The sequence below is a fragment of the Ancylobacter sp. TS-1 genome, from assembly GCF_009223885.1.
Classification (GTDB): Bacteria; Pseudomonadota; Alphaproteobacteria; order Rhizobiales; family Xanthobacteraceae; genus Ancylobacter.
The window spans coordinates 3,770,382-3,788,837 of the sequence record NZ_CP045144.1 but is presented as its reverse complement, the minus strand read 5'-3'; the positions used below and the strand labels follow the sequence as shown (position 1 = coordinate 3,788,837).

Annotated in this window: 15 protein-coding genes and 2 riboswitches; of the genes, 10 read left to right on the top strand and 5 right to left on the bottom strand. The window is 71.0% G+C overall.

Features of this window, described 5'->3' with window-relative positions; translation table 11 throughout:
* The first annotated feature begins 145 nt into the window (after positions 1 to 145).
* From nadA to GBB76_RS17800, 5 genes are all read left to right on the top strand, one after another.
* Positions 146 to 1,243, top strand: a complete 1,098-nt coding sequence (gene nadA, locus GBB76_RS17820; RefSeq protein WP_246668972.1) for a quinolinate synthase NadA — start codon at positions 146 to 148, stop codon at positions 1,241 to 1,243.
* A 22-nt stretch (positions 1,244 to 1,265) separates the two neighbouring features.
* Positions 1,266 to 2,780: an L-aspartate oxidase gene (locus tag GBB76_RS17815; protein WP_152304545.1), complete on the top strand. Its 1,515-nt coding sequence runs from the start codon at positions 1,266 to 1,268 to the stop codon at positions 2,778 to 2,780.
* Positions 2,781 to 2,953: 173 nt separating this feature from the next.
* The gene (gene nadC, locus GBB76_RS17810; protein ID WP_152304544.1) at positions 2,954 to 3,817 is read left to right on the top strand and encodes a carboxylating nicotinate-nucleotide diphosphorylase; all 864 of its coding nucleotides are present in this window, start codon (positions 2,954 to 2,956) and stop codon (positions 3,815 to 3,817) included.
* Between the two features lie 172 nt (positions 3,818 to 3,989).
* Positions 3,990 to 4,091, top strand: a riboswitch (glycine riboswitch).
* A 1-nt stretch (position 4,092) separates the two neighbouring features.
* Positions 4,093 to 4,218, top strand: a riboswitch (glycine riboswitch).
* Positions 4,216 to 5,589, top strand: a complete 1,374-nt coding sequence (locus tag GBB76_RS17805) for a D-amino acid dehydrogenase (RefSeq protein ID WP_371716989.1) — start codon at positions 4,216 to 4,218, stop codon at positions 5,587 to 5,589. (Overlaps the previous riboswitch by 3 nt.)
* 178 nt (positions 5,590 to 5,767) lie before the next feature.
* Positions 5,768 to 6,235 carry a hypothetical protein gene (locus GBB76_RS17800; protein ID WP_162375648.1) on the top strand — a complete coding sequence of 156 codons (468 nt, stop codon included), beginning with the start codon at positions 5,768 to 5,770 and terminating at the stop codon, positions 6,233 to 6,235.
* Here GBB76_RS17800 and GBB76_RS17795 read toward each other — a convergent pair.
* The gene (locus GBB76_RS17795) at positions 6,232 to 8,724 is read right to left on the bottom strand and encodes a heavy metal translocating P-type ATPase (protein ID WP_371716988.1); all 2,493 of its coding nucleotides are present in this window, start codon (positions 8,722 to 8,724) and stop codon (positions 6,232 to 6,234) included. The genes GBB76_RS17800 and GBB76_RS17795 overlap by 4 nt on opposite strands.
* A gap of 87 nt (positions 8,725 to 8,811) precedes the next feature.
* On the opposite strand from GBB76_RS17795, the gene GBB76_RS17790 reads away from it, so the two are divergent.
* Entirely contained in the window at positions 8,812 to 9,087 is a 276-nt protein-coding gene (locus GBB76_RS17790) for a metal-sensitive transcriptional regulator (RefSeq protein ID WP_152304540.1), read from the top strand.
* A 6-nt stretch (positions 9,088 to 9,093) separates the two neighbouring features.
* On the opposite strand, the gene GBB76_RS17785 is transcribed toward GBB76_RS17790, so the two are convergent.
* From GBB76_RS17785 to GBB76_RS17775, 3 genes are read right to left on the bottom strand one after another with little or no spacing between them, the layout of a single operon-like run.
* The gene (locus GBB76_RS17785) at positions 9,094 to 9,729 is read right to left on the bottom strand and encodes a LysE family translocator (RefSeq protein ID WP_152304539.1); all 636 of its coding nucleotides are present in this window, start codon (positions 9,727 to 9,729) and stop codon (positions 9,094 to 9,096) included.
* Positions 9,730 to 9,766: 37 nt separating this feature from the next.
* Positions 9,767 to 11,281: a malonyl-CoA synthase gene (locus tag GBB76_RS17780; RefSeq protein ID WP_152304538.1), complete on the bottom strand. Its 1,515-nt coding sequence runs from the start codon at positions 11,279 to 11,281 to the stop codon at positions 9,767 to 9,769.
* Positions 11,278 to 12,618: a glycoside hydrolase family 5 protein gene (locus GBB76_RS17775; protein WP_152304537.1), complete on the bottom strand. Its 1,341-nt coding sequence runs from the start codon at positions 12,616 to 12,618 to the stop codon at positions 11,278 to 11,280. The genes GBB76_RS17780 and GBB76_RS17775 overlap by 4 nt, the downstream gene beginning before the upstream one ends.
* A 228-nt stretch (positions 12,619 to 12,846) precedes the next feature.
* On the opposite strand from GBB76_RS17775, the gene GBB76_RS17770 reads away from it, so the two are divergent.
* The 4 genes from GBB76_RS17770 (at position 12,847) to GBB76_RS17755 (ending at position 17,299) form a co-directional block, all read left to right on the top strand.
* Positions 12,847 to 14,181, top strand: a complete 1,335-nt coding sequence (locus GBB76_RS17770) for a GntP family permease (protein ID WP_152304536.1) — start codon at positions 12,847 to 12,849, stop codon at positions 14,179 to 14,181.
* Between the two features lie 18 nt (positions 14,182 to 14,199).
* Positions 14,200 to 15,663, top strand: a complete 1,464-nt coding sequence (locus GBB76_RS17765) for a GH1 family beta-glucosidase (protein ID WP_152304535.1) — start codon at positions 14,200 to 14,202, stop codon at positions 15,661 to 15,663.
* Between the two features lie 152 nt (positions 15,664 to 15,815).
* Positions 15,816 to 16,085: an acyl carrier protein gene (locus tag GBB76_RS17760; protein ID WP_152304534.1), complete on the top strand. Its 270-nt coding sequence runs from the start codon at positions 15,816 to 15,818 to the stop codon at positions 16,083 to 16,085.
* A complete protein-coding gene (locus GBB76_RS17755) occupies positions 16,085 to 17,299 on the top strand; it encodes a beta-ketoacyl synthase (protein WP_152304533.1) in 1,215 nt (404 codons plus the stop codon). The genes GBB76_RS17760 and GBB76_RS17755 overlap by 1 nt, the downstream gene beginning before the upstream one ends.
* Before the next feature lie 141 nt (positions 17,300 to 17,440).
* Here the strand turns inward: GBB76_RS17755 and GBB76_RS17750 are convergent, their stop codons facing one another.
* Positions 17,441 to 18,412 carry a LysR family transcriptional regulator gene (locus tag GBB76_RS17750; RefSeq protein ID WP_152304532.1) on the bottom strand — a complete coding sequence of 324 codons (972 nt, stop codon included), beginning with the start codon at positions 18,410 to 18,412 and terminating at the stop codon, positions 17,441 to 17,443.
* Between the last annotated feature and the right edge of the window lie 44 nt (positions 18,413 to 18,456).

The following is an 18,456-nucleotide window of genomic DNA, read 5'->3' as shown; positions in this document are numbered from 1 at the left end:
ACACCGAAAAAATCCAATGGCCCGATTTGTGACGAAGTGTTGACACCGACTTATACTCAGTCCTAGCATAAGCCCAATCGCCGGGCCTGACGCCCGGTTCTCTTTGGCCCAAGATATACTCAAAAAGAGCATAAGGGAGGTTGCGATGCTGGACCTGAACGTGGCGGCCCGCCGCGACGCCGCCGAGCCTGTCATCGCCAGTCCCGCCATCGCCGGATCCGCCAGCCTCGACAGCTCGCGCGCCTTCGCGCGCGCGCCGGCCGAGCTGCCGCTGCCCCATCTCTATGCCCGCGTCGCCAAGCACGTCACCCCGGCGGAATGGCCGCTGATCGCCCGCGAGGTCGAGGCGATCGAGCGCCTGAAGCGCGAGCGCAACGCCGTCGTGCTCGGCCACAACTACCAGGCGCCGGAAATCTTCAACACGGTGGCCGACATCGTCGGCGACAGCCTCGCCCTCGCGCGCGAGGCGGTGACGGTCGACGCCGACGTGATCGTCATGGCCGGCGTTCACTTCATGGCCGAGACCGCCAAGCTGCTGAACCCGGCCAAGACCGTGCTGATCCCGGACAGCAAGGCCGGCTGCTCGCTCGCCGAAAGCATCACGGCGGAGGATATCCGCCTGCTGCGCAAGCATTATCCGGGCGTGCCGGTCGTCACCTATGTCAACACCTCGGCCGAGGTGAAGGCCGAGAGCGACTATTGCTGCACCTCCGGCAACGCCGTGAAGGTGGTGCGGCACGTGGCGAAGGAATGGGGCGTCAAGCGCATCCTCATGCTGCCCGACGAATACCTCGCCCAGAACGTGCAGAAGGACGTGCCCGAGTTGGAGCTGATCGCCTGGAAGGGCCATTGCGAAGTGCATGAGCGCTTCACCCCGCAGGACATTCGCGACCTGCGCGAGGCGCATCCGGGCGTCGTGGTGCTGGCGCACCCCGAATGCCCGCCGGACGTGGTGGCGGAGGCCGACTATGCCGGCTCCACCGCCGGCATGGCCGACTATGTGCGCGACGAGAAGCCCGCCCGCGTGGTGCTGATCACCGAGTGCTCCATGGCCGACAATGTGGCGGTGAACCACCCCGACATCGAGTTCGTGCGGCCCTGCAACCTGTGCCCGCACATGCGCCGCATCACCCTGCCGGCGATCCGCCGCGCGCTGGAGACCATGACCACGCAGGTCGAGATCGACCCCGCCGTGGCCGGCCGCGCCCGCCTCGCCGTCGAACGCATGCTCGCCATCCGCTGACGTCGCGGGAGAGGATCGCACCGTGAACCATTCGCCGCAGAATGTCGTCGTGGTCGGCGGCGGGGTCGCCGGCCTCGCCACCGCGCTGCGCCTCGCGCCGCTGCCGGTCACGCTCATCGTCGCCGCCCCGCTCGGCAACGAGGCGGCGACCGGCTGGGCGCAGGGCGGCATCGCCGCCGCGCTCGGCCCGGACGACCGGCCGGACTTCCATGCCATCGACACGCTGACCGCCGGCGCCGGCCTGGCCGAACCGCATGTGGCGCGCCGTGTGGCCGGGGCCGCGCCCGGCGCCATCGACTGGCTGGTCGCGATCGGCACGCCTTTCGACCGCAACGCCAATGGCAGCCTCGCCCTCGGGCTGGAGGCCGCCCATTCGCGCCGGCGCATCGTCCATGCCGACGGCGACGGCACCGGCCGCGTGGTGCTGGAGACGCTGACCCGCGCCGTGCGCGCCTGCCCGACCATCCAGGTGATGGAAGGCTGGCGGGCGGGCGCCCTGCTCACCGACGCGCAGGGCCGCGTCGCCGGGATCGCCGCGCGCGACCGCGACGGGCGCGTCGCCGCCCTGCCCGCCCGCGCCGTGGTGCTGGCGACCGGCGGGCTCGGCGGGCTCTACGCCTCGACCACCAACCCGCTCGGCGCGGTCGGCTCCGGCCTCGCGCTGGCGGCGCGGGCGGGCGCGGTGCTGCGCGACATGGAGTTCGTGCAGTTCCACCCGACCGCCATGGCGGTCGGCGCCGACCCGATGCCGCTCGCCACCGAGGCGCTGCGCGGGGAAGGCGCCCGGCTGTTCAATGCGCGCGGCGAACGTTTCATGGCCGAGGTGCCGGGGCAGGAACTCGCCCCGCGCGACGTGGTCGCGCGCGCCATCTTCGCCCAGATCGCCGACGGCCAGCGCGTGGTGCTCGACGCGCGAATGAAGGACATCGAGCGCCGTTTCCCCGGCGTGGCGGCGCTGTGCCGCGCCAACGGGCTCGACCCGGCGCGCGAGCCGATCCCGGTGCGGCCGGCGGCGCATTACCATATGGGCGGCATCCGGGTGGACGATGCCGGGCGCGCCAGCGTGAGCGGCCTGTGGGCCTGCGGCGAGGTCGCCTCGACCGGGCTGCACGGCGCCAACCGGCTCGCCAGCAACTCGCTGCTGGAGGCCCTCGCCTATGCGCGCTGGATCGCCGAGGACATCGCCGGCGCGCAACTGCCGGCCATGGCCACCGCCCTCGCCGCCCCGGCGCCGCGTCCGCCCTCCTCCGCCCGCGCCGAGATCCGCGCGCTGATGGACCGACAGGTCGGCGTGGTACGCGACGCGCAGGGGCTGGAGGCGGCGGCCGGCCGGCTCGGCGAGATCGCCGACGCCACCGGCGACGACCTCTCGCTGGTGGCTCTGGCCATCGCGGAGGCGGCGCTGCGGCGCGAGGAAAGCCGGGGCGGCCATTTCCGCGCCGACCATCCCGCCCCCGCCGCGCTGGCCACCCATTCGGAGACGCGGCTGGCCGACATGCGGCCCGCCGACGCCTCGGACGAGCGGCAGGTGGCGTGAGCGACGTCTGAAAACCACGTCATGCCCGGCCTTGGGCCGGGCCTCCACGCCGGCGCCCGCGACGGGAAGCCATTGAACGGCCCTCACCCCCGGGCCCGACCCGGGGATCCAGATGACTGGATGGCCGGGTCAAGCCCGGCCATGAGGGCTCTGAGAGTGATGCGAGTCGAGCGATGTCATCTGCCCTTACCCCCCTGCCCCGCCTGCTGGTCGAGCCGATCGTGCGCGCCGCGCTGCTGGAAGATCTCGGCCGCGCCGGCGACATCACCAGCGATGCCGTCATCCCGGCCGAGGCGCGCTTCGAGGCGGTGATCGCCTCGCGCCAGCCCGGCGTGGTCGCCGGCATCGACGCGGCGGTGATCGCCTTCGATCTGGTCGACCCCGCCGTGAAGGTCGTGGTCGAGCGCGGCGACGGCAGTGTTGTCGCCCCCGGCGACGTCGTGCTGCGGCTCCACGGCCCGGCGCGGGCGATCCTCACCGCCGAGCGGGTGGCGCTCAACATCGCCTGCCGCATGTCCGGCGTCGCCACCGCCACCGCCGGCCTCGTCGCCATCGCCCGCCAACATGGCAAGGCGCAGATCGTGTGCACCCGCAAGACCACGCCGGGCCTGCGCGCGCTGGAGAAGCACGCGGTGAAGGCGGGCGGCGGCTCCAACCACCGCTTCGGCCTCGACGATGCCGTGCTGATCAAGGACAACCACATCGCGGTGGCCGGCGGCGTCGCCCCCGCCATCCGCGCCGCCAAGGCGCATGCCGGGCATCTGGTGAAGATCGAGGTGGAGGTCGACACGCTGGCCCAACTCGAAGCCGCCATGGCCGAGGGCGTCGACGCCGTGCTGCTCGACAACATGACGCCGGCGATGCTGGCGGAGGCGGTCGCCCTCGTCGGCGGGCGGGCGCTCACCGAGGCGTCGGGCCGGGTCTCGGCCGAGACGGTGGGGCCCATCGCCGCGAGCGGGGTGGACCTGATCTCGGTCGGTTGGATCACCCACTCCGCCCCGATCCTCGACCTCGGGCTGGACGCGGCGAGCGTGTGAGGACGGGGGAGGCAGGGCAAGTTCTTCGGTAAAATCTCTTTCCCACCCGGCGCGGTGCTACGCGGCGTCTTACCCTCCTCCCCTCCCAAGGTCGCAGCCCCGTCATGCGGCGGACACGCGCGTCTGCCCTTGAATGAGGCATGCTTTTGTGCGATGCATATAGCCGTCTGCTAATGGTTATGCGGGAGAGATCGACAGTCCTCCCGGACATGTGTCGGCGCCGACGGAGCAACCCCCCAGGAAACTCTCAGGCACCACGGACCGCATAATCAGGACGATCTGGAGAGAGGCGTCGACGCCGGTCACACGGCGCCAGGGCGCCCACCGAAGGGGAAGCCCGGGATGTCCGGACGGCGCCGCCGTCTGTCCCGGGGCGAGCTCTCAGGTACCGCGACAGATTGGGGACAGCCGGCCGGAGCGCCACGCGGAAACGCGGTGTGCGACGGCCTAGTGGTCCTCAAGCGCGGGAGCCTCCCATGCGCCAGATTGCCGTTATCGGTGCCGGTATCACCGGAATCACCACTGCCTATGCCCTTAGCGAGAAGGGCTACGACGTCACCGTCATCGACCGCCAGCGCTACGCCGCGATGGAGACCTCCTTCGCCAATGGCGGCCAGCTCTCGGCTTCCAACGCCGAGGTGTGGAACTCCTGGGCGACCGTGCTCAAGGGCATCAAGTGGATGTTCACGGCGGACGCTCCGCTGCTGATGAACCCGATGCCCTCCTGGCACAAATATTCCTGGATGGCCGAGTTCCTCGCCAACATCCCGAACTACGAGGCCAACACGGTCGAAACCACGCGTCTCGCCATCCAGGCCCGCAACTACATGTTCGAGATCGCGGCGCGCGAGGGCATCGACTTCAACCTCGAAAAGCGCGGCATCCTGCACATCTACCGCGACAAGACGGCCCAGGACACGGCGCGCTACGTCTCCTCGCTCTACGCGAAGGGCGGGCTTGAGCGCCGCGAGGTGACGCCCTCCGAAATCCGCGCCATCGAGCCGACGCTGCATGGCGACTATTATGGCGGCTTCTACACCCCCTCCGATTCGACCGGCGACATCCACAAATTCACCTTCGGGCTGGCGGAAGCGTGCCGGCGCCGGGGCGTGCGCTTCGTCAGCGAGGCGAGCGTGGAGGGCGTGCGCCACACCGGCAAGGGGCCGGATGGCACCGGCGTCGAGGTGACGTTCACCCTCGCCCCGGACGCCGAGGACAGGCTCCCCACCCGCGAGACGCTGCGCTTCGACGGCGCCGTGGTGTGCGCCGGCATCGGCTCACGCGCCATCGCCGCCGGCCTTGGCGACCGGGTGAACATCTATCCCGTCAAGGGCTACTCGATCACGGTCATGCTCGACGACGAGCAGAGCCAGAACAGTGCGCCCTGGGTCAGCCTGCTCGACGACAAGACCAAGATCGTCACCTCGCGGCTCGGCAAGGATCGCTTCCGCGTCGCCGGCACCGCCGAGTTCAACGGCGAGAACCGCGACATCCGCGCCGACCGCATCCGCCCGCTGGTCGACTGGACCCGCAAGCTGTTCCCCGGCGTGTCGACCGAGAAGGTCGTGCCGTGGGCGGGCCTGCGCCCGATGCTGCCCGACATGATGCCGCGTGTGGCCGCCGGCAAGCGGCCGGGCGTGTTCTACAACACCGGCCACGGGCATCTGGGCTGGACGCTGTCCTGCGCCACCGCGCAGATCATCGCCGGCAAGATCGCCGACGCCATGCCGATCGAGACCCCCGCTCCGGCCCTGCGCATCGCCGCCGAATAGGGTCCAGCCGCCCCCCAGCCCCGGGCGCCCCCCCGCCGCCCGGGTCCGAGCCGAGCCCTTCCGGCTCCCGCCCCGCCTCCGGACCCGCTCCGGGGGCGGGGTTGCTGTTTCCGGCATGCTGGCGCCGCCCCCGATCCTGCGGCACACTCGGGCTCTCACCCACCCCGAAGGAGGACGCATGACCGCGCGACCGGACATCGCCGCGCTCGCGCGACGTCTGCACGAAGGACAGTTCGACAAGGCCGGCAAGCCCTATGTCGGGCATATCGAGCGCGTCGTCGCCAACCTGCTGAACCGCTGGCCCGACGCCGGCGCCGACGAGATCGACGCCGCCTGGCTGCACGACGCCATCGAGGATTGCGGCGTGACGGAACAGAGCCTGCGCGCGCTCGGGGTCTCCGGCGAGACCTGCCGGATCGTCGCCGCCGTGACGCGGCCGGCGGGTTCCGACTATCTCGACTGGATCGGGACGCTGGCGCGCAGCGGCGACCGCGCGGTCATCCGCGTGAAGCTGGCCGACAATGAGGACAACCGCGCGCCGGAGCGCGTGGCCGCCTGGGAGGACGGGCCGCAACGCCTCGCGACGCGCTACGAGCCCGCCCGCCGGCTGCTGGAAGCCGGCCTCGCCGCCTGCGAGGGCGCCTAGAGCTTCATCGCCCGCAGGCGCAGGGCGTTGCCGATCACGCTGACCGAGGACAGCGCCATGGCCAGCGCCGCCACCATCGGCGACAGCAGCAGGCCGAAGACCGGATAGAGCACGCCGGCGGCGATCGGCACGCCGGCGCCGTTGTACAGGAAGGCGAAGAACAGGTTCTGGCGGATGTTGCGCATGGTCGCCTGCGACAGCCGGCGCGCGTGCACGATGCCGCCGAGGTCGCCGCGCAGCAGCGTCACCCCCGCGCTTTCGATGGCGACGTCCGTTCCCGAGCCCATGGCGATGCCGACATCGGCGCCGGCCAGCGCGGGCGCGTCGTTCACGCCGTCGCCGGCCATGGCGACGACGCGGCCCTCGCTCTTGAGGCGGGCGACCACGGCGGCCTTCTCCTCGGGCGCCACCTCGGCCTCGACCTCGGCGATGCCGAGCCGGCGGGCCACCGCCTGCGCCGTGATGCGGTTGTCGCCGGTGAGCATGACGACGCGGATTCCCGCGGCGGCGAGGTCCTTGAGCGCCTGCGGCGTCGTCGCCTTGATCGGGTCGGCGATGGCGATGGCGGCCACGGCCTTGCCGTTCACCGCGAGCAGAACGGCGCTGGCGCCCTCGCGGCGCAGCTCGTCGGCGCGCGCGGCCAGCGCCGAAGCGTCGATGTTCAGCTCCTGCAGGAAGGCGGCGCTGCCGATGACCACCTGCTTGCCGTCGACCAGGCCATAGGCGCCCTTGCCGACCGGCGAGTCGAAGCCGCGCACCTTGGGGATATCGAGGCCGCCCTCCTGGGCCGCCGTCACGATGGCGCGGGCCAGCGGATGCTCGGACAGCCGCTCGACGGCGGCGGCAAGGCGCAGCGCCTCGACCTCCTCGATGCCCTCGGTCACGATGGCGGTGACGCGCGGCTGGCCCTCGGTGAGCGTGCCGGTCTTGTCGACCACCAGCGTATCGACGCTCTCCAGCCGCTCCAGCGCCTCGGCGTCGCGGATCAGCACGCCCATCTGCGCGCCGCGCCCGACCCCGACCATGATCGACATCGGCGTGGCGAGGCCGAGCGCGCAGGGGCAGGCGATGATGAGCACCGCCACCGCCGCGATCAGCGCGTGCGACAGGCGCGGTTCCGGCCCGAACACCGCCCAGGCGGCGAAGGCGAGCAGCGCGCAGGCCACCACCAGCGGCACGAACCAGCCGGCGACCTTGTCGGCGAGGCGCTGGATCGGCGCGCGCGAGCGCTGCGCCTGCGAGACCATCTGCACGATGCGCGCGAGCATGGTGTCGCGGCCGACCTTCTCGGCGCGGATGACCAGCCCGCCGGAGCGGTTGAGCGTGCCGCCGATCACGCCGTCGCCCTCGGCCTTGGTGACGGGCATGGATTCGCCGGTGACGAGGGATTCGTCGACCGCCGAGCGGCCCTCGACCACAGCGCCGTCCACCGGCACCTTCTCGCCCGGGCGCACCCGCAGCAGGTCGCCGACGCCGACCTGGTCGAGCGCGATCTCCTCCTCGCTCTCGTCGGCATTGATGCGCAGCGCGGTCTTCGGCGCGAGGTCGAGCAGCGCCCGGATGGCGCCCGAGGTCTGCTCGCGGGCGCGCAGCTCCAGCACCTGCCCCAGCAGCACCAGCACGGTGATGACGGCGGCGGCCTCGAAATAGACCGCGACCGTGCCGTCCTCGCCCCGGAAGGCGGCCGGGAACAGCCCCGGCGCCAGCACGGCGACGAGGCTGTAGGCATAGGCGACGCCGGTGCCGATGGCGATCAGCGTGAACATGTTAAGGTTACGCGTGACCAGCGACTGCCCGCCGCGCACGAAGAACGGCCAGCCGGCCCACAGCACGACCGGGGTGGCGAGGACGAGCTGGATCCAGTGCGACATCTCCGGCGGGACAAGGTGATGCAGCCCGGCGAACAGGTGGCCGCCCATCGCCAGCACGAAGACCGGCACGGTCAGCACGAGCCCGATCCAGAACCGGCGCGTCATGTCGATCAGTTCGTGGTTCGGGCCGGAATCGAGGCTCACCAGCAGCGGTTCCAGCGCCATGCCGCAGATCGGGCAGGCGCCGGGGCCGATCTGGCGCACCTCCGGGTGCATGGGGCAGGTGTACTCCGTCCCCTCCGGCACCGGCGCGGCCGGCGCCCGCTCGCCGAGGTACTTTTCCGGGTCGGCGACGAATTTGGTGCGGCAGCCAGTGCAGCAGAAATAATAGGTCCGCCCGCCATGCTCGGCCCGGTGCGTGGCCGTGTGCGGGTCGACATCCATGCCGCAGACGGGGTCCTTGGCCATGTGTGCGGCGTGATCATGCGCAGGCGACTGCCCATGTCCGTGCGCATGTCCGTGATCGTGCGTATGGGCCGGCGCGGGCGCGGCGTCATGATGCCCCGATCCGCCGCAGCAGGAGGCGCCCTCTTTGTGGGCGCCCTTGTCGTGGGCGTCGGAACCGGCCCCCGGCGCCTTCGGATCGTGAGCCGCGTGGTCGTGGTCCTTGTCCGCCATGGCACCCTCCCTGCATACCCGCCAATATATACCCTGCACGGGTATCTGGCACTTGCGATATATACCCCGCTAGGGTATATGGCAAGTATGCAGAACGACACCCGCCTTGCCTGCCTGAAGCGCCTGAGCCGGATCGAGGGGCAGGTGCGCGGCATCTCCCGCATGGTCGAGCACAACCGCTATTGCATCGACATCGTGACCCAGGTCGCGGCGGTGCGCGCGGCGCTGAAGAAGGTCGAGGAGCAGGTGCTGCGCGACCATGTCGGCCATTGCGTCGAGCACGCCATTGCCTCCGGCGACGCCGACGAGCAGCGCGCCAAGGTCACCGAGCTGATCGAGGTGCTCGGCAAGCTGCGGGGGTGAGGCGGCTCAGTTGCGCTGCAGGGCGAGATGCGTGCCGAGGCCAACCAGCACGGCGCCGCCGGCCCGCCGCATGAGACGTTGCGCACGGCTCGAACGGCGCAGCCTCTCGACCAGCGCTCCCGCCAGCAGCACGCAGACAAGGTCGGTGGAGGTGAACATCACATTCACGATCGTGCCGAGCACGAGAAACTGCGCCCAGACCGGCAGGCTGGCCGCCGGATCGATGAACTGCGGCAGCAGCGCCACGAAGAACAGCGCTGTCTTGGGGTTCAGCAGCTCGACCGCCACGCTTTCGAGAAAGGCACGCCGGGCCGACTTGGCGGCGAGCGCCGGCATGGGGGCCTCCGCGCCCTGCCGCCGGGTGCGGAACATGCCGATGCCGAGCCACACCAGATAGGCGGCGCCCGCCAGCTTCACGCCCGTGTAGAGCAGCGGCACCGCATGGAACAGGACGGAGAGGCCGGCGGCGGCGGCCACCACATGGGCGTAGCAGCCCAGATGCAGGCCGAGCACCGCCGTCAGGCCGGACAGACGGCCGCGCGCCAGCGTCTGCGCCGCCGTGTACAGCATGGCCGGGCCGGGAATACAGGCGAAAAGGCCCGCCGTCGCGAGGAAGGCCAGGAACAGTTCGTTGCGCGGCATGCCGCCCTCTCCTTGCAGGTAACCCCGGTGGCGCCCGTCAGCTACCGTACAGCCCCTTATACTGCTCGCGCAGCAGGTTCTTCTGCACCTTGCCCATGGTGTTGCGCGGCAGGTCGTCGACGAAGATCACCCGCTTGGGGCATTTGTAGCGGGCGAGCCGGCCTTCCAGCGCGTCGATCACCGCCTTCTCGTCCAGCGTCGCGTCCGGGCGGGCGACCACCACCGCCGTCACCCCCTCGCCGAAATCGGGATGGGCAAGGCCGATCACCGCGCTCTCCACCACGCCGGGCAGCGCGTCGATCTCGGTCTCGATCTCCTTGGGGTAGACGTTGTAGCCGCCCGAGATGACGAGGTCCTTGCCGCGCCCGACGATCTGCATATAGCCGTCCGGCCCGATCAGGCCGAGATCGCCGGTGACGAACCAGCCGTCGTGGAACTCGGCCGCCGTCTTCTCCGGCATCCGCCAGTAGCCCTTGAAGACGTTCGGGCCCTTCACCTCGATCATGCCGATCTCGCCGGCGCCAAGCGCCTCCCCGCTCTCGGGCGACATGACCCGCAGGCTCACCCCCGGCAGGGGGAAGCCCACCGTGCCGGCGAGGCGCTCGCCCTCATAGGGGTTGGAGGTGTTCATGCCGGTCTCGGTCATGCCGTAGCGTTCGAGAATGGCGTGGCCGGTCCGCATGCGCCATTCGCGGTGCGTCTCGGCCAGCAGCGGCGCCGAGCCGGAGATGAACAGGCGCATGTGCGAGGACGCCTCGGGGGTGAGGTTCGGCGACTTCAGCAGCCGGACATAGAAGGTCGGCACGCCCATCAGCACGCTGGCCCGGCCCATGAGCGCGATGACGCGCTCGGGGTCGAACTTCGGCAGGAAGATCATCGAGGAGCCGGCCGCCAGCGTCGCGTTGATGGCGACGAACAGGCCGTGCGTGTGGAAGATCGGCAGCGCGTGGATCAGCACGTCGTCCGGCGTGAAGCGCCAGGTGTCGACCAGCGCCAGCGCGTTCGAGGCAAGGTTGTCATGGGTGAGCATGGCGCCCTTGGAGCGCCCGGTCGTGCCCGAGGTGTAGAGCAGCGCGGCAAGGTCGTCCGGCCCGCGCGGCACGTCGGCGAAGCTGGTGCGCGAGGCATCCGCCGCCGCGCGTAGCGTGCCCTGCCCGTCCGCGCCGAGCGTGACGACCTGCGCGACGCCCTCGGCGCGGGCGATCGGCGCCAGCACCGCCTCGGAGGCGGGATCGCAGACGAACACGCCCGCCTGCGCGTCGCCGAGGAAATACGCGACCTCCGGCGGGGTGTAGGCGGTGTTGAGCGGCAGGAACACGCCGCCGGCCCGCACCGTGCCGAGATAGGCGAACACCGCCTCGACGCTCTTTTCCACCTGCAACGCCAGCCGGTCGCCGGGCCGCAGGCCGAGCGCCACCAGTGCGTTGGCATATTGCGCCGAGCGGCGGTCGGCCTCGGCATAGGTGATCCGCGCGCCGTCGGCGGTCTCGATGAACAGGCGCGAGGCATCGCCCCGGCGCGCGCGCAGGGTGTCGACAAGGTGGCTGGTCATTGGCAGGGCCCGTCCGGCGCGGGCGCCGCCACAGGGTCGGCCGAGGCGAGCTTCGCGCAGGGAACCTTGAGGCCCAGCGAGGCGACATAGCCGTTGCGGATGGTGGTGTTGGCGAAGCGCGCATTGTCGAGGTACTGGCGCAACGTCGCCACCACCTGCTCGCGCGGCGGCTTCTCCATCGACGCCCACTGGCTCTTCGGCACGCTGCCGAACAGGGCGATGGCGTCCCAGCCCTCCGGCCGGTTGATGGAGGCGACGGTCGAGGGCGTGTCGAGGTTCTTGTAGGTCCAGAAGCTCCAGCCGAGGCCGAGGCGCTCGTTGAGCGCGCGGAACTGCGCGTTCCACTCGTCGTTCAGCTCGCCGGTCTCGCCGATGAAGATCGGCACCTGCCAGCGATTGGCGAAGTTGACGTATTTCTGGATCGAGCTGCGCTGCGGGGCGGCCCAGAACATATGGTAGGTGTAGCCGAGATTTTCCGCGAAGGGCGGGCCGAACACGTCGAAATTCGTGCTCCACTGCGCCCCGGCCAGCATGATCGGGTGGTTGGGGTCGACCTCGCGGATCGCCGTCACCAGATCGCGGTAGAAGGGCTCCAGCCGCGAATTCAGCACGTCGGTGTCGTGATAGGGCGTGATCGGCTCGTTGAGCAGGTCGTAGCCAAGCACGGCCGTCTCGTCCCGGTAGCGCTCGGCGATGGCCCGCCACAGGGTGATGGTGCGGCGCTTGAACTCCGGCACGTAGAAGGTCAGGGGATAGCCGACGCCGTCGTCATGGTTCACGCCGGTCTGCCCGCCGGGGGCGGCGTGGATGTCGAGGATCAGCTTGATGTTGTGCGCCTTGGCCCAGCCGACCAGCCGGTCGATCAGCGCCCAGCCCTCGCCGTTCGGGTCGACGCGGTCGGGCTGGTTGCGGTCGAGGAAGAACTTCCAGTGCAGCGGCACGCGCACCGTGGTGAAGCCGGCCCCGGCGAGGAAGGCGACGTCCTCCTCCTGGATGTAGGTCTCGCGGAAATCCTTCCAGAAGCGGGCGGCCTCCTCCGGTCCGGCGAGGTATTCGATCACGTCCTCGATATCCTGCGGCGAGCGCTGGACCGTGAACTTGAACATGTAGCCTTCCGGCAGCAGCCAGTTGCCGAAGCTCATGCCCTTGATGAGGAAGGTCGATCCATCCGGGTTGACGAAGCGCGGCCCCTGCGCCCGCACGAAGCCGGGCGCCGGCGCGGCGGCCTCTGGCGCGGCGGCGGTGGAGTCGGGAGCGGGCGTCTGCGCGCGCGCCGGGAGGGCGGCGAGCAGCGCGAGGGCGAGCAGGGCGGAGGGGGAGAGCAGGCGCGCGATCATGGCCGGAACCTATAAAAGCCCGCGCGTCGCGGCAATGGCGGAACGCGCGGGCGCATCGCCCGATCGTTGCAGGCGCGCTTGCCTCAAGGAAATGCCGCGTGCCCCCACCTTATGGCACCGTGACAGCGCACGCGGGTCAGGCTAAGCGTGCAGCTATCCGCCGGAATACCTGCCCCCACAGACCTGCCCCGCAGTTCCCCCCGCCCAAGCGCCATCCCGTAGCCGCCCATGTATCTGAACTACGCCGCCATCTTCCTCGCCGTCGTGGTCGTCTTCGCGCTCGTCACCGCGCGCGGGCGGGTGCATCCCTTCCTCGCTTTGCTGGCCGCCGCCTTCGCCTTCAACTGGGGGATCGGCTGGTCGCTGAGCTATGTGGTGAAGAATGTCGGCCTCGGCTTCGGCCAGTCGCTGGCGGGGCTCGGCCTCATCGTGGTGGCCGGCGCGGTGATGGCGGAGATCGCCGACGGCACCGGCGCCACGGCGCGGCTGCAGCAGATGGCGCGCGGCTGGCGCTGGCGCGCGCCCCCGCTGGCGCTGCTCGGGCTGCTCGGCGGCATGGGCTCGACCCCGGCCGCCGCCTTCGCGGTGCTCGACCCGCTGCGGCGCGGCATCGGCGGCGACAGCCCGCGCTCGGCGCTCACCCTCGGCCTCGCGCTCTCGGCGGCGCACGGCCTATTGATCCCCGCCCCCGTCGTGCTGGCGAGCCTCACCATCCTGCGCGCCGACTGGTGGCTGGCGGTGGCGGTCGGCCTGCCGGCGGCGATCCTCTGCGTCCTTTTCGGCGTCTTCTTCGCCCGCCTCGCCGCCAGCGGCGAGCCGAACCCGCCCGACACCGCCGCCCATATTGACGGGCAGATTCTGGTGGCGCCCGGGCGCGGGGCGCTGGCGCTCCTCGTCGTCAGCCTCGTGCTGGTCGGGCTGCTGATCGTGCAGTCGCTCGGCGACATCGCCTCCGAGCCCTTCGGCGGCGGCAATGACCGCCATTTCATCCTGGCGCTGGGCGCTCCCGCGCTGCTGCTGGCGGTCGGCACCGTGCTGCTCCTGCTGCTGAGCTGGAACTGGGAGCCCGGCGGGCTCGGCGAGAACGGCTGGGCCGGGCGCGCGCTCGCCAGGGCGGCGCCGCTGCTGTTCATCCTCGGCGCGGCCGCCGGGCTGTCCAAGGTGGTGCAGGAGACCGGCACGGCGGAGATGGTGGCCGAAGGGCTGATCGGCGTTGTGCCCACGGCCGGCGCGCTGGCGCTGCTGCTGCCCTTCCTCATCGCCGCCGTGATCAAGACCGTGCAGGGCTCCTCGCTGGTCGCCGCGATCACCACCGCCGGCATGATGATGGAACTCGCCGCCCCGCTCGGCCTCGGCGACCCGATGGGACGCACGCTGGCCGCGCTGGCGGTCGGCGCCGGCGCCATGACGGTGCCGCAGATCAATGACGCACTGTTCTGGCTGGTGACGCGGGCGGGGCGCTTTTCGCCGGCCGGCGCTCTGGCCCGCCTGTCGTTCGGCGTCTTGCTGCAGGGCGCGCTGGCGCTCGCGGTGCTGATCGCCGTGCGGATCGCCACCGCCTGAGCCCGAAGGACCGCGCCGATGCTTCGCCGCCGTGACTTCCTCGCTTCCGCCGCGGCCGCCGCCGCGCTTCCCGTCCTGCCGGGCATCGGTGCCGCGCAGGACGGTGCCACCGGCGCCGCCGTCCAGCCGCTGGAGCCCGCCGGCACGCCGCGCCTGCCGCGCGGCTTCGTGTGGGGCGCCTCCACTTCCGCCTACCAGATCGAGGGCGCGGTGAAGGAAGGCGGGCGCAAGCCCTCCATCTGGGACACCTTCTCCCACACCCCCGGCCGCATCGCCGACGGCACCAATGGCGACGTCGCCTGCGACCACTACAACCGCTACGCCGAGGACGTCGACCTGATGGCGCGGCTCGGCCTTCAGGCCTACCGCTTCTCCATCGCCTGGCCGCGCGTGATGCCCGATGGCACCGGCCCGGTGAACCCGGCCGGGCTCGATTTCTACGACCGCCTCGTCGACAAGCTGCTGGCGCGCGGCATCCTGCCCATGGCCTGCCTCTACCACTGGGACCTGCCGCAGGCGTTGCAGGACCGGGGCGGCTGGCACAATCGCGACATGGCCGGCTGGTTCGCCGACTATGCGGTGGCCGCCGTCGGCAAGCTCGGCGACCGGGTGAAGCCCTGGGCCATGCTCAACGAGCCCTCGGTGCACGCCATCTTCGGCCACGGCTTCGGCAATCACGCGCCGGGGCTCACCGGCTGGCCGAGCTACGTGATGGCGCAGCACAACCAGAATCTGGCGCAGGGCGCCGGCATCCGGGCCGTGCGGGCGCTGCGCAGCGACCTCAAGCTCGGCACGGTGTTCTCGCTGCAGCCGATCTACCCGTCCTCGCAGGACCCGGCGGATGTCGCCGCCGCCCAGCGCTTCGACGCCTGCTGGAACACCATCAATCTCGACCCGCTGTTCCACGGCCGCTACCCCGCGCCCTTCGACGCCGTGTTTGCCCAACTCGTGAAGAGCGGCGACATGGAGCAGATCCGGGTGCCGGTGGATTTCCTCGGGCTGAACTATTACGGCCCCTCCTGGATCAAGCACGACCCGGCCTCCTTCCTCGCCCAGGCCGGCTACGGCGCGGTGCCGGAGGGCACGCCGCGCACGCTGCTGGGCTGGCCGATCCGCGCGCAGGGGCTGGTCGAGGTGCTCACGCGCCTGCGCGACAGCTATGGCAATCCCCCGGTCTTCGTCACCGAGAACGGCGCCTGCTACGAGGACCCCGCGCCCGCCGCCGGCCTCGTGCACGATCCGGAGCGCACCGAGTACATCCGCGCCCATCTGGTGGCGGCGAGCCAGGCGATCGCGCAGGGCTGCGCGCTCAACGGCTATTTCGCCTGGTCGCTGCTGGACAATTTCGAATGGGCCGAGGGCGAGCGCCGCCGCTTCGGCGTGGTGAATGTCGATTTCGCCACCCAGAAGCGCACGCCGAAATCCTCCGCGCTCTATCTGTCGCAGCTCATCAAGGCACATGCCGGCGGCACCCAGCCGTGAGGCGCCCGCGCACGCCGGGCCCGCGGTCACGCGGGTGACATCGGCCCTACACATATGTCGGTCATTTGACGCAATGGTCCGAAGCGCCTTTCTATAGCGGCAGCCAAGGGCATCCCCGGCTCCGCGCCGAACCCTCGAGACAGAGCAGACGCATGCAGACCAACGATCCCGCCGTCGCCGAAATCGTCGACTTCATCTCCGGTGAGGTCGGGGTCGATTCGAGCCTGCTCACGGCGGACACGCCGGTCGCCGAGCTCGGCATCTCCTCGCTCGACCTGATCGAGACGATCTTCAAGTTGGAAAGCCGCTTCGGCATCGAGATCCCCAATGACGGCCCGCTGAGCGGCAATGACGTCACCGTCGGCACGCTGGTCGAGCACGTCGCCTCGCTCCTCGCCGCGCAGAAGGCCAAAATCGCCTGATGACCACGCGTGTCGCGATTACTGGCCTCGGCGCGCTCTCCGCGCTCGGCAACGACGTGCCCTCGCATCTGGCCGGGCTGCGGGCCGGTACGGTCGGCATAGGCGAGACGCGCGGCGTCGACGTCTCCTCGATGAAGACGAAGATCTCCGCCGAGGTGCGCGACTTCGTGCCGGAGGCGCATTTCGAGCCGCGCCAGCTCGGCCTCATCGACCGCACCTCGCAATTCGCCGTCGTCGCCGCCCGCCAGGCGCTGGCCGATGCCGGTCCGGCGCTGGAGGGAGTGGCGCGCCATCGCGCCGGCGCCATCTTCGCCGCCTCGGTCGGCTTCCACGCCGTCGACGACAGCTATCACAAGCTCTATGCCGAGAAGGCGCCGCGCCCGCACCCCTTCACCGTGCCGCGCGCCATGCCGAGCGGGCAGGTGAGCCATGTGACCATGGATCTCGGCATCCACGGCCCCTCCTTCTCCATCGCCTCGGCCTGCTCCTCGGCCTCGCACGCCATCGGCACCGCCTTCCACATGATCCGCTCCGGCATGCTGGACGTCGCCGTCGCCGGCGGGGCGGAATCGCAGATCACCTACGGCATGCTGAAGAGCTGGGAGGCGCTGCGCGTGCTCTCCCCGGACGGCTGCCGCCCGTTCTCGAAGGACCGTGGCGGCCTCGTCATCGGCGAGGGCGGCGCCGCCGTGGTGCTGGAGAACATGGACCGCGCCATCGCCCGCGGCGCCACCATCCATGGCGAATTGGTCGGTTTCGGCATGAGCGCCGACGGCATGGACATCACCGCCCCCGACATGGCGAGCGCGGCGGCCTCCATCCATTTCGCCCTTGAGGATGCCGGCCTCGCGCCCGAGCGGGTCGACTATGTGAGCGCCCACGGCACCGCCACGGTGCTCAACGACAAGACCGAGACGGCGGCGCTGCGCCACGTGTTCGGCGCGCATCTGGGCAAGCTGCCGGTCTCGTCTTCGAAGTCCCAGTACGGCCACACCATGAACGCCTCGGGCGCGCTGGATTTCGTGACCACGACGCTGGCGCTGCGCGAGGGTTTCCTGCCGCCGACCATGGGCTATCGCGAATTCGATCCCGACTGCGACCTCGACTGCGTGCCCAACGCCGCGCGCGCCGCCGCCATCGAGACGGCGATCTCCTCGTCCTTCGCCTTTGGCGGGCTCAACGCGGTGCTGGCATTGAAGCGCTACGCGGGGTGAGCGGGCGGCCTTTCCGTTTCGCCTCCCTCATCCCCGGGCTTGACCCGGGGACCCGGCGACGCCGTTTGACCTGGGCCTGAGCCTGGGTGGCCGGGTCAAGCCCGGCCATGAGGGATCGCTGAGAGGGACACGGGCGCGTTCTCACGCCTCCACCCGGAACGCCTCCGCCAGCCCCTCGCCGACCAGCGCGGCGAGCGCGGGGCGCTGCGCTTCCAGCCGCGCCCGGCAGAAGGCGGCCATCTCGCGCGGCAGGCGGCCAAGCTCCTGCCGGCGGGCGATCAGCGTGAGATGGCGGGTCAGGCCCGGCCCCGGCAGCGCGTGGCAGGCGAGACCTTGCAGCGAAAGGCCGGCCTCCAGCAGGCAGAGCGGCGTGGTGACGGCGAAGCCCGCCCCGTCAGCGACCGCGCTGGCGACGCCATAGGGCGTGTCGAATTCCAGCGGGCGCGGCAGATCGAGCCGCAGTCGGCGCAGGTGACGCTCCACCTCCACGCCGGTCTTGGAGCGGGCGGAAAAGCGCACCAGCGGCGCGTGCTGCGCCAGCTCCGCAAGGTCCGCCACCCGCAAAGGGGCGGGCAGCCGGGCCGGCAGCAGCAGCACATAGGGTTCGGTGAGCAGCGGCCAGCGCTCCAGCCCCTCGATCTCGTCGAGGTCGTCGGCGCCGACCAGCAGGTCGAGCTGGCGGGTCAGCAGCGCCCCGGCATGGACGGCGGTGAGGCCGGACAGCAGCGAGACCTGCTCGGCCTTCTCGCCCAGCGCGCGGGCGAGCGGGGCCATCAGCACGCGCGAGAGCGAATCGACGAGGCCGGCGCGCAGCAGCGGCAGGCGGGCATGCTCGGCCTCGCGCAGCAGCGGGGCGATCTGGCGCGCTTCCGAGAGCAGGGCGCTCGCCCGCTGGCGCAGCGCCCCGCCGGCGGCGGTGAGCGCGAGCGGGCGGGCGCGGCGGTCGAACAGCGCGATGCCGATGCGCCGCTCCATGTCGGCGATCGACTGCGACACCGCCGGCTGGGTCAGCCCGAGCCGGCGCGCCGCCTGCGCCATGGTGCCGGCGTCGCACACGGCGAGGAACAGTTCCAGCGCGCGCAGGTCGAAGGGAAGCGTGTCGGACGGAGGCATGGTTTCCGGTTCTATATAACCAAAACTTATATTATCACCGGATC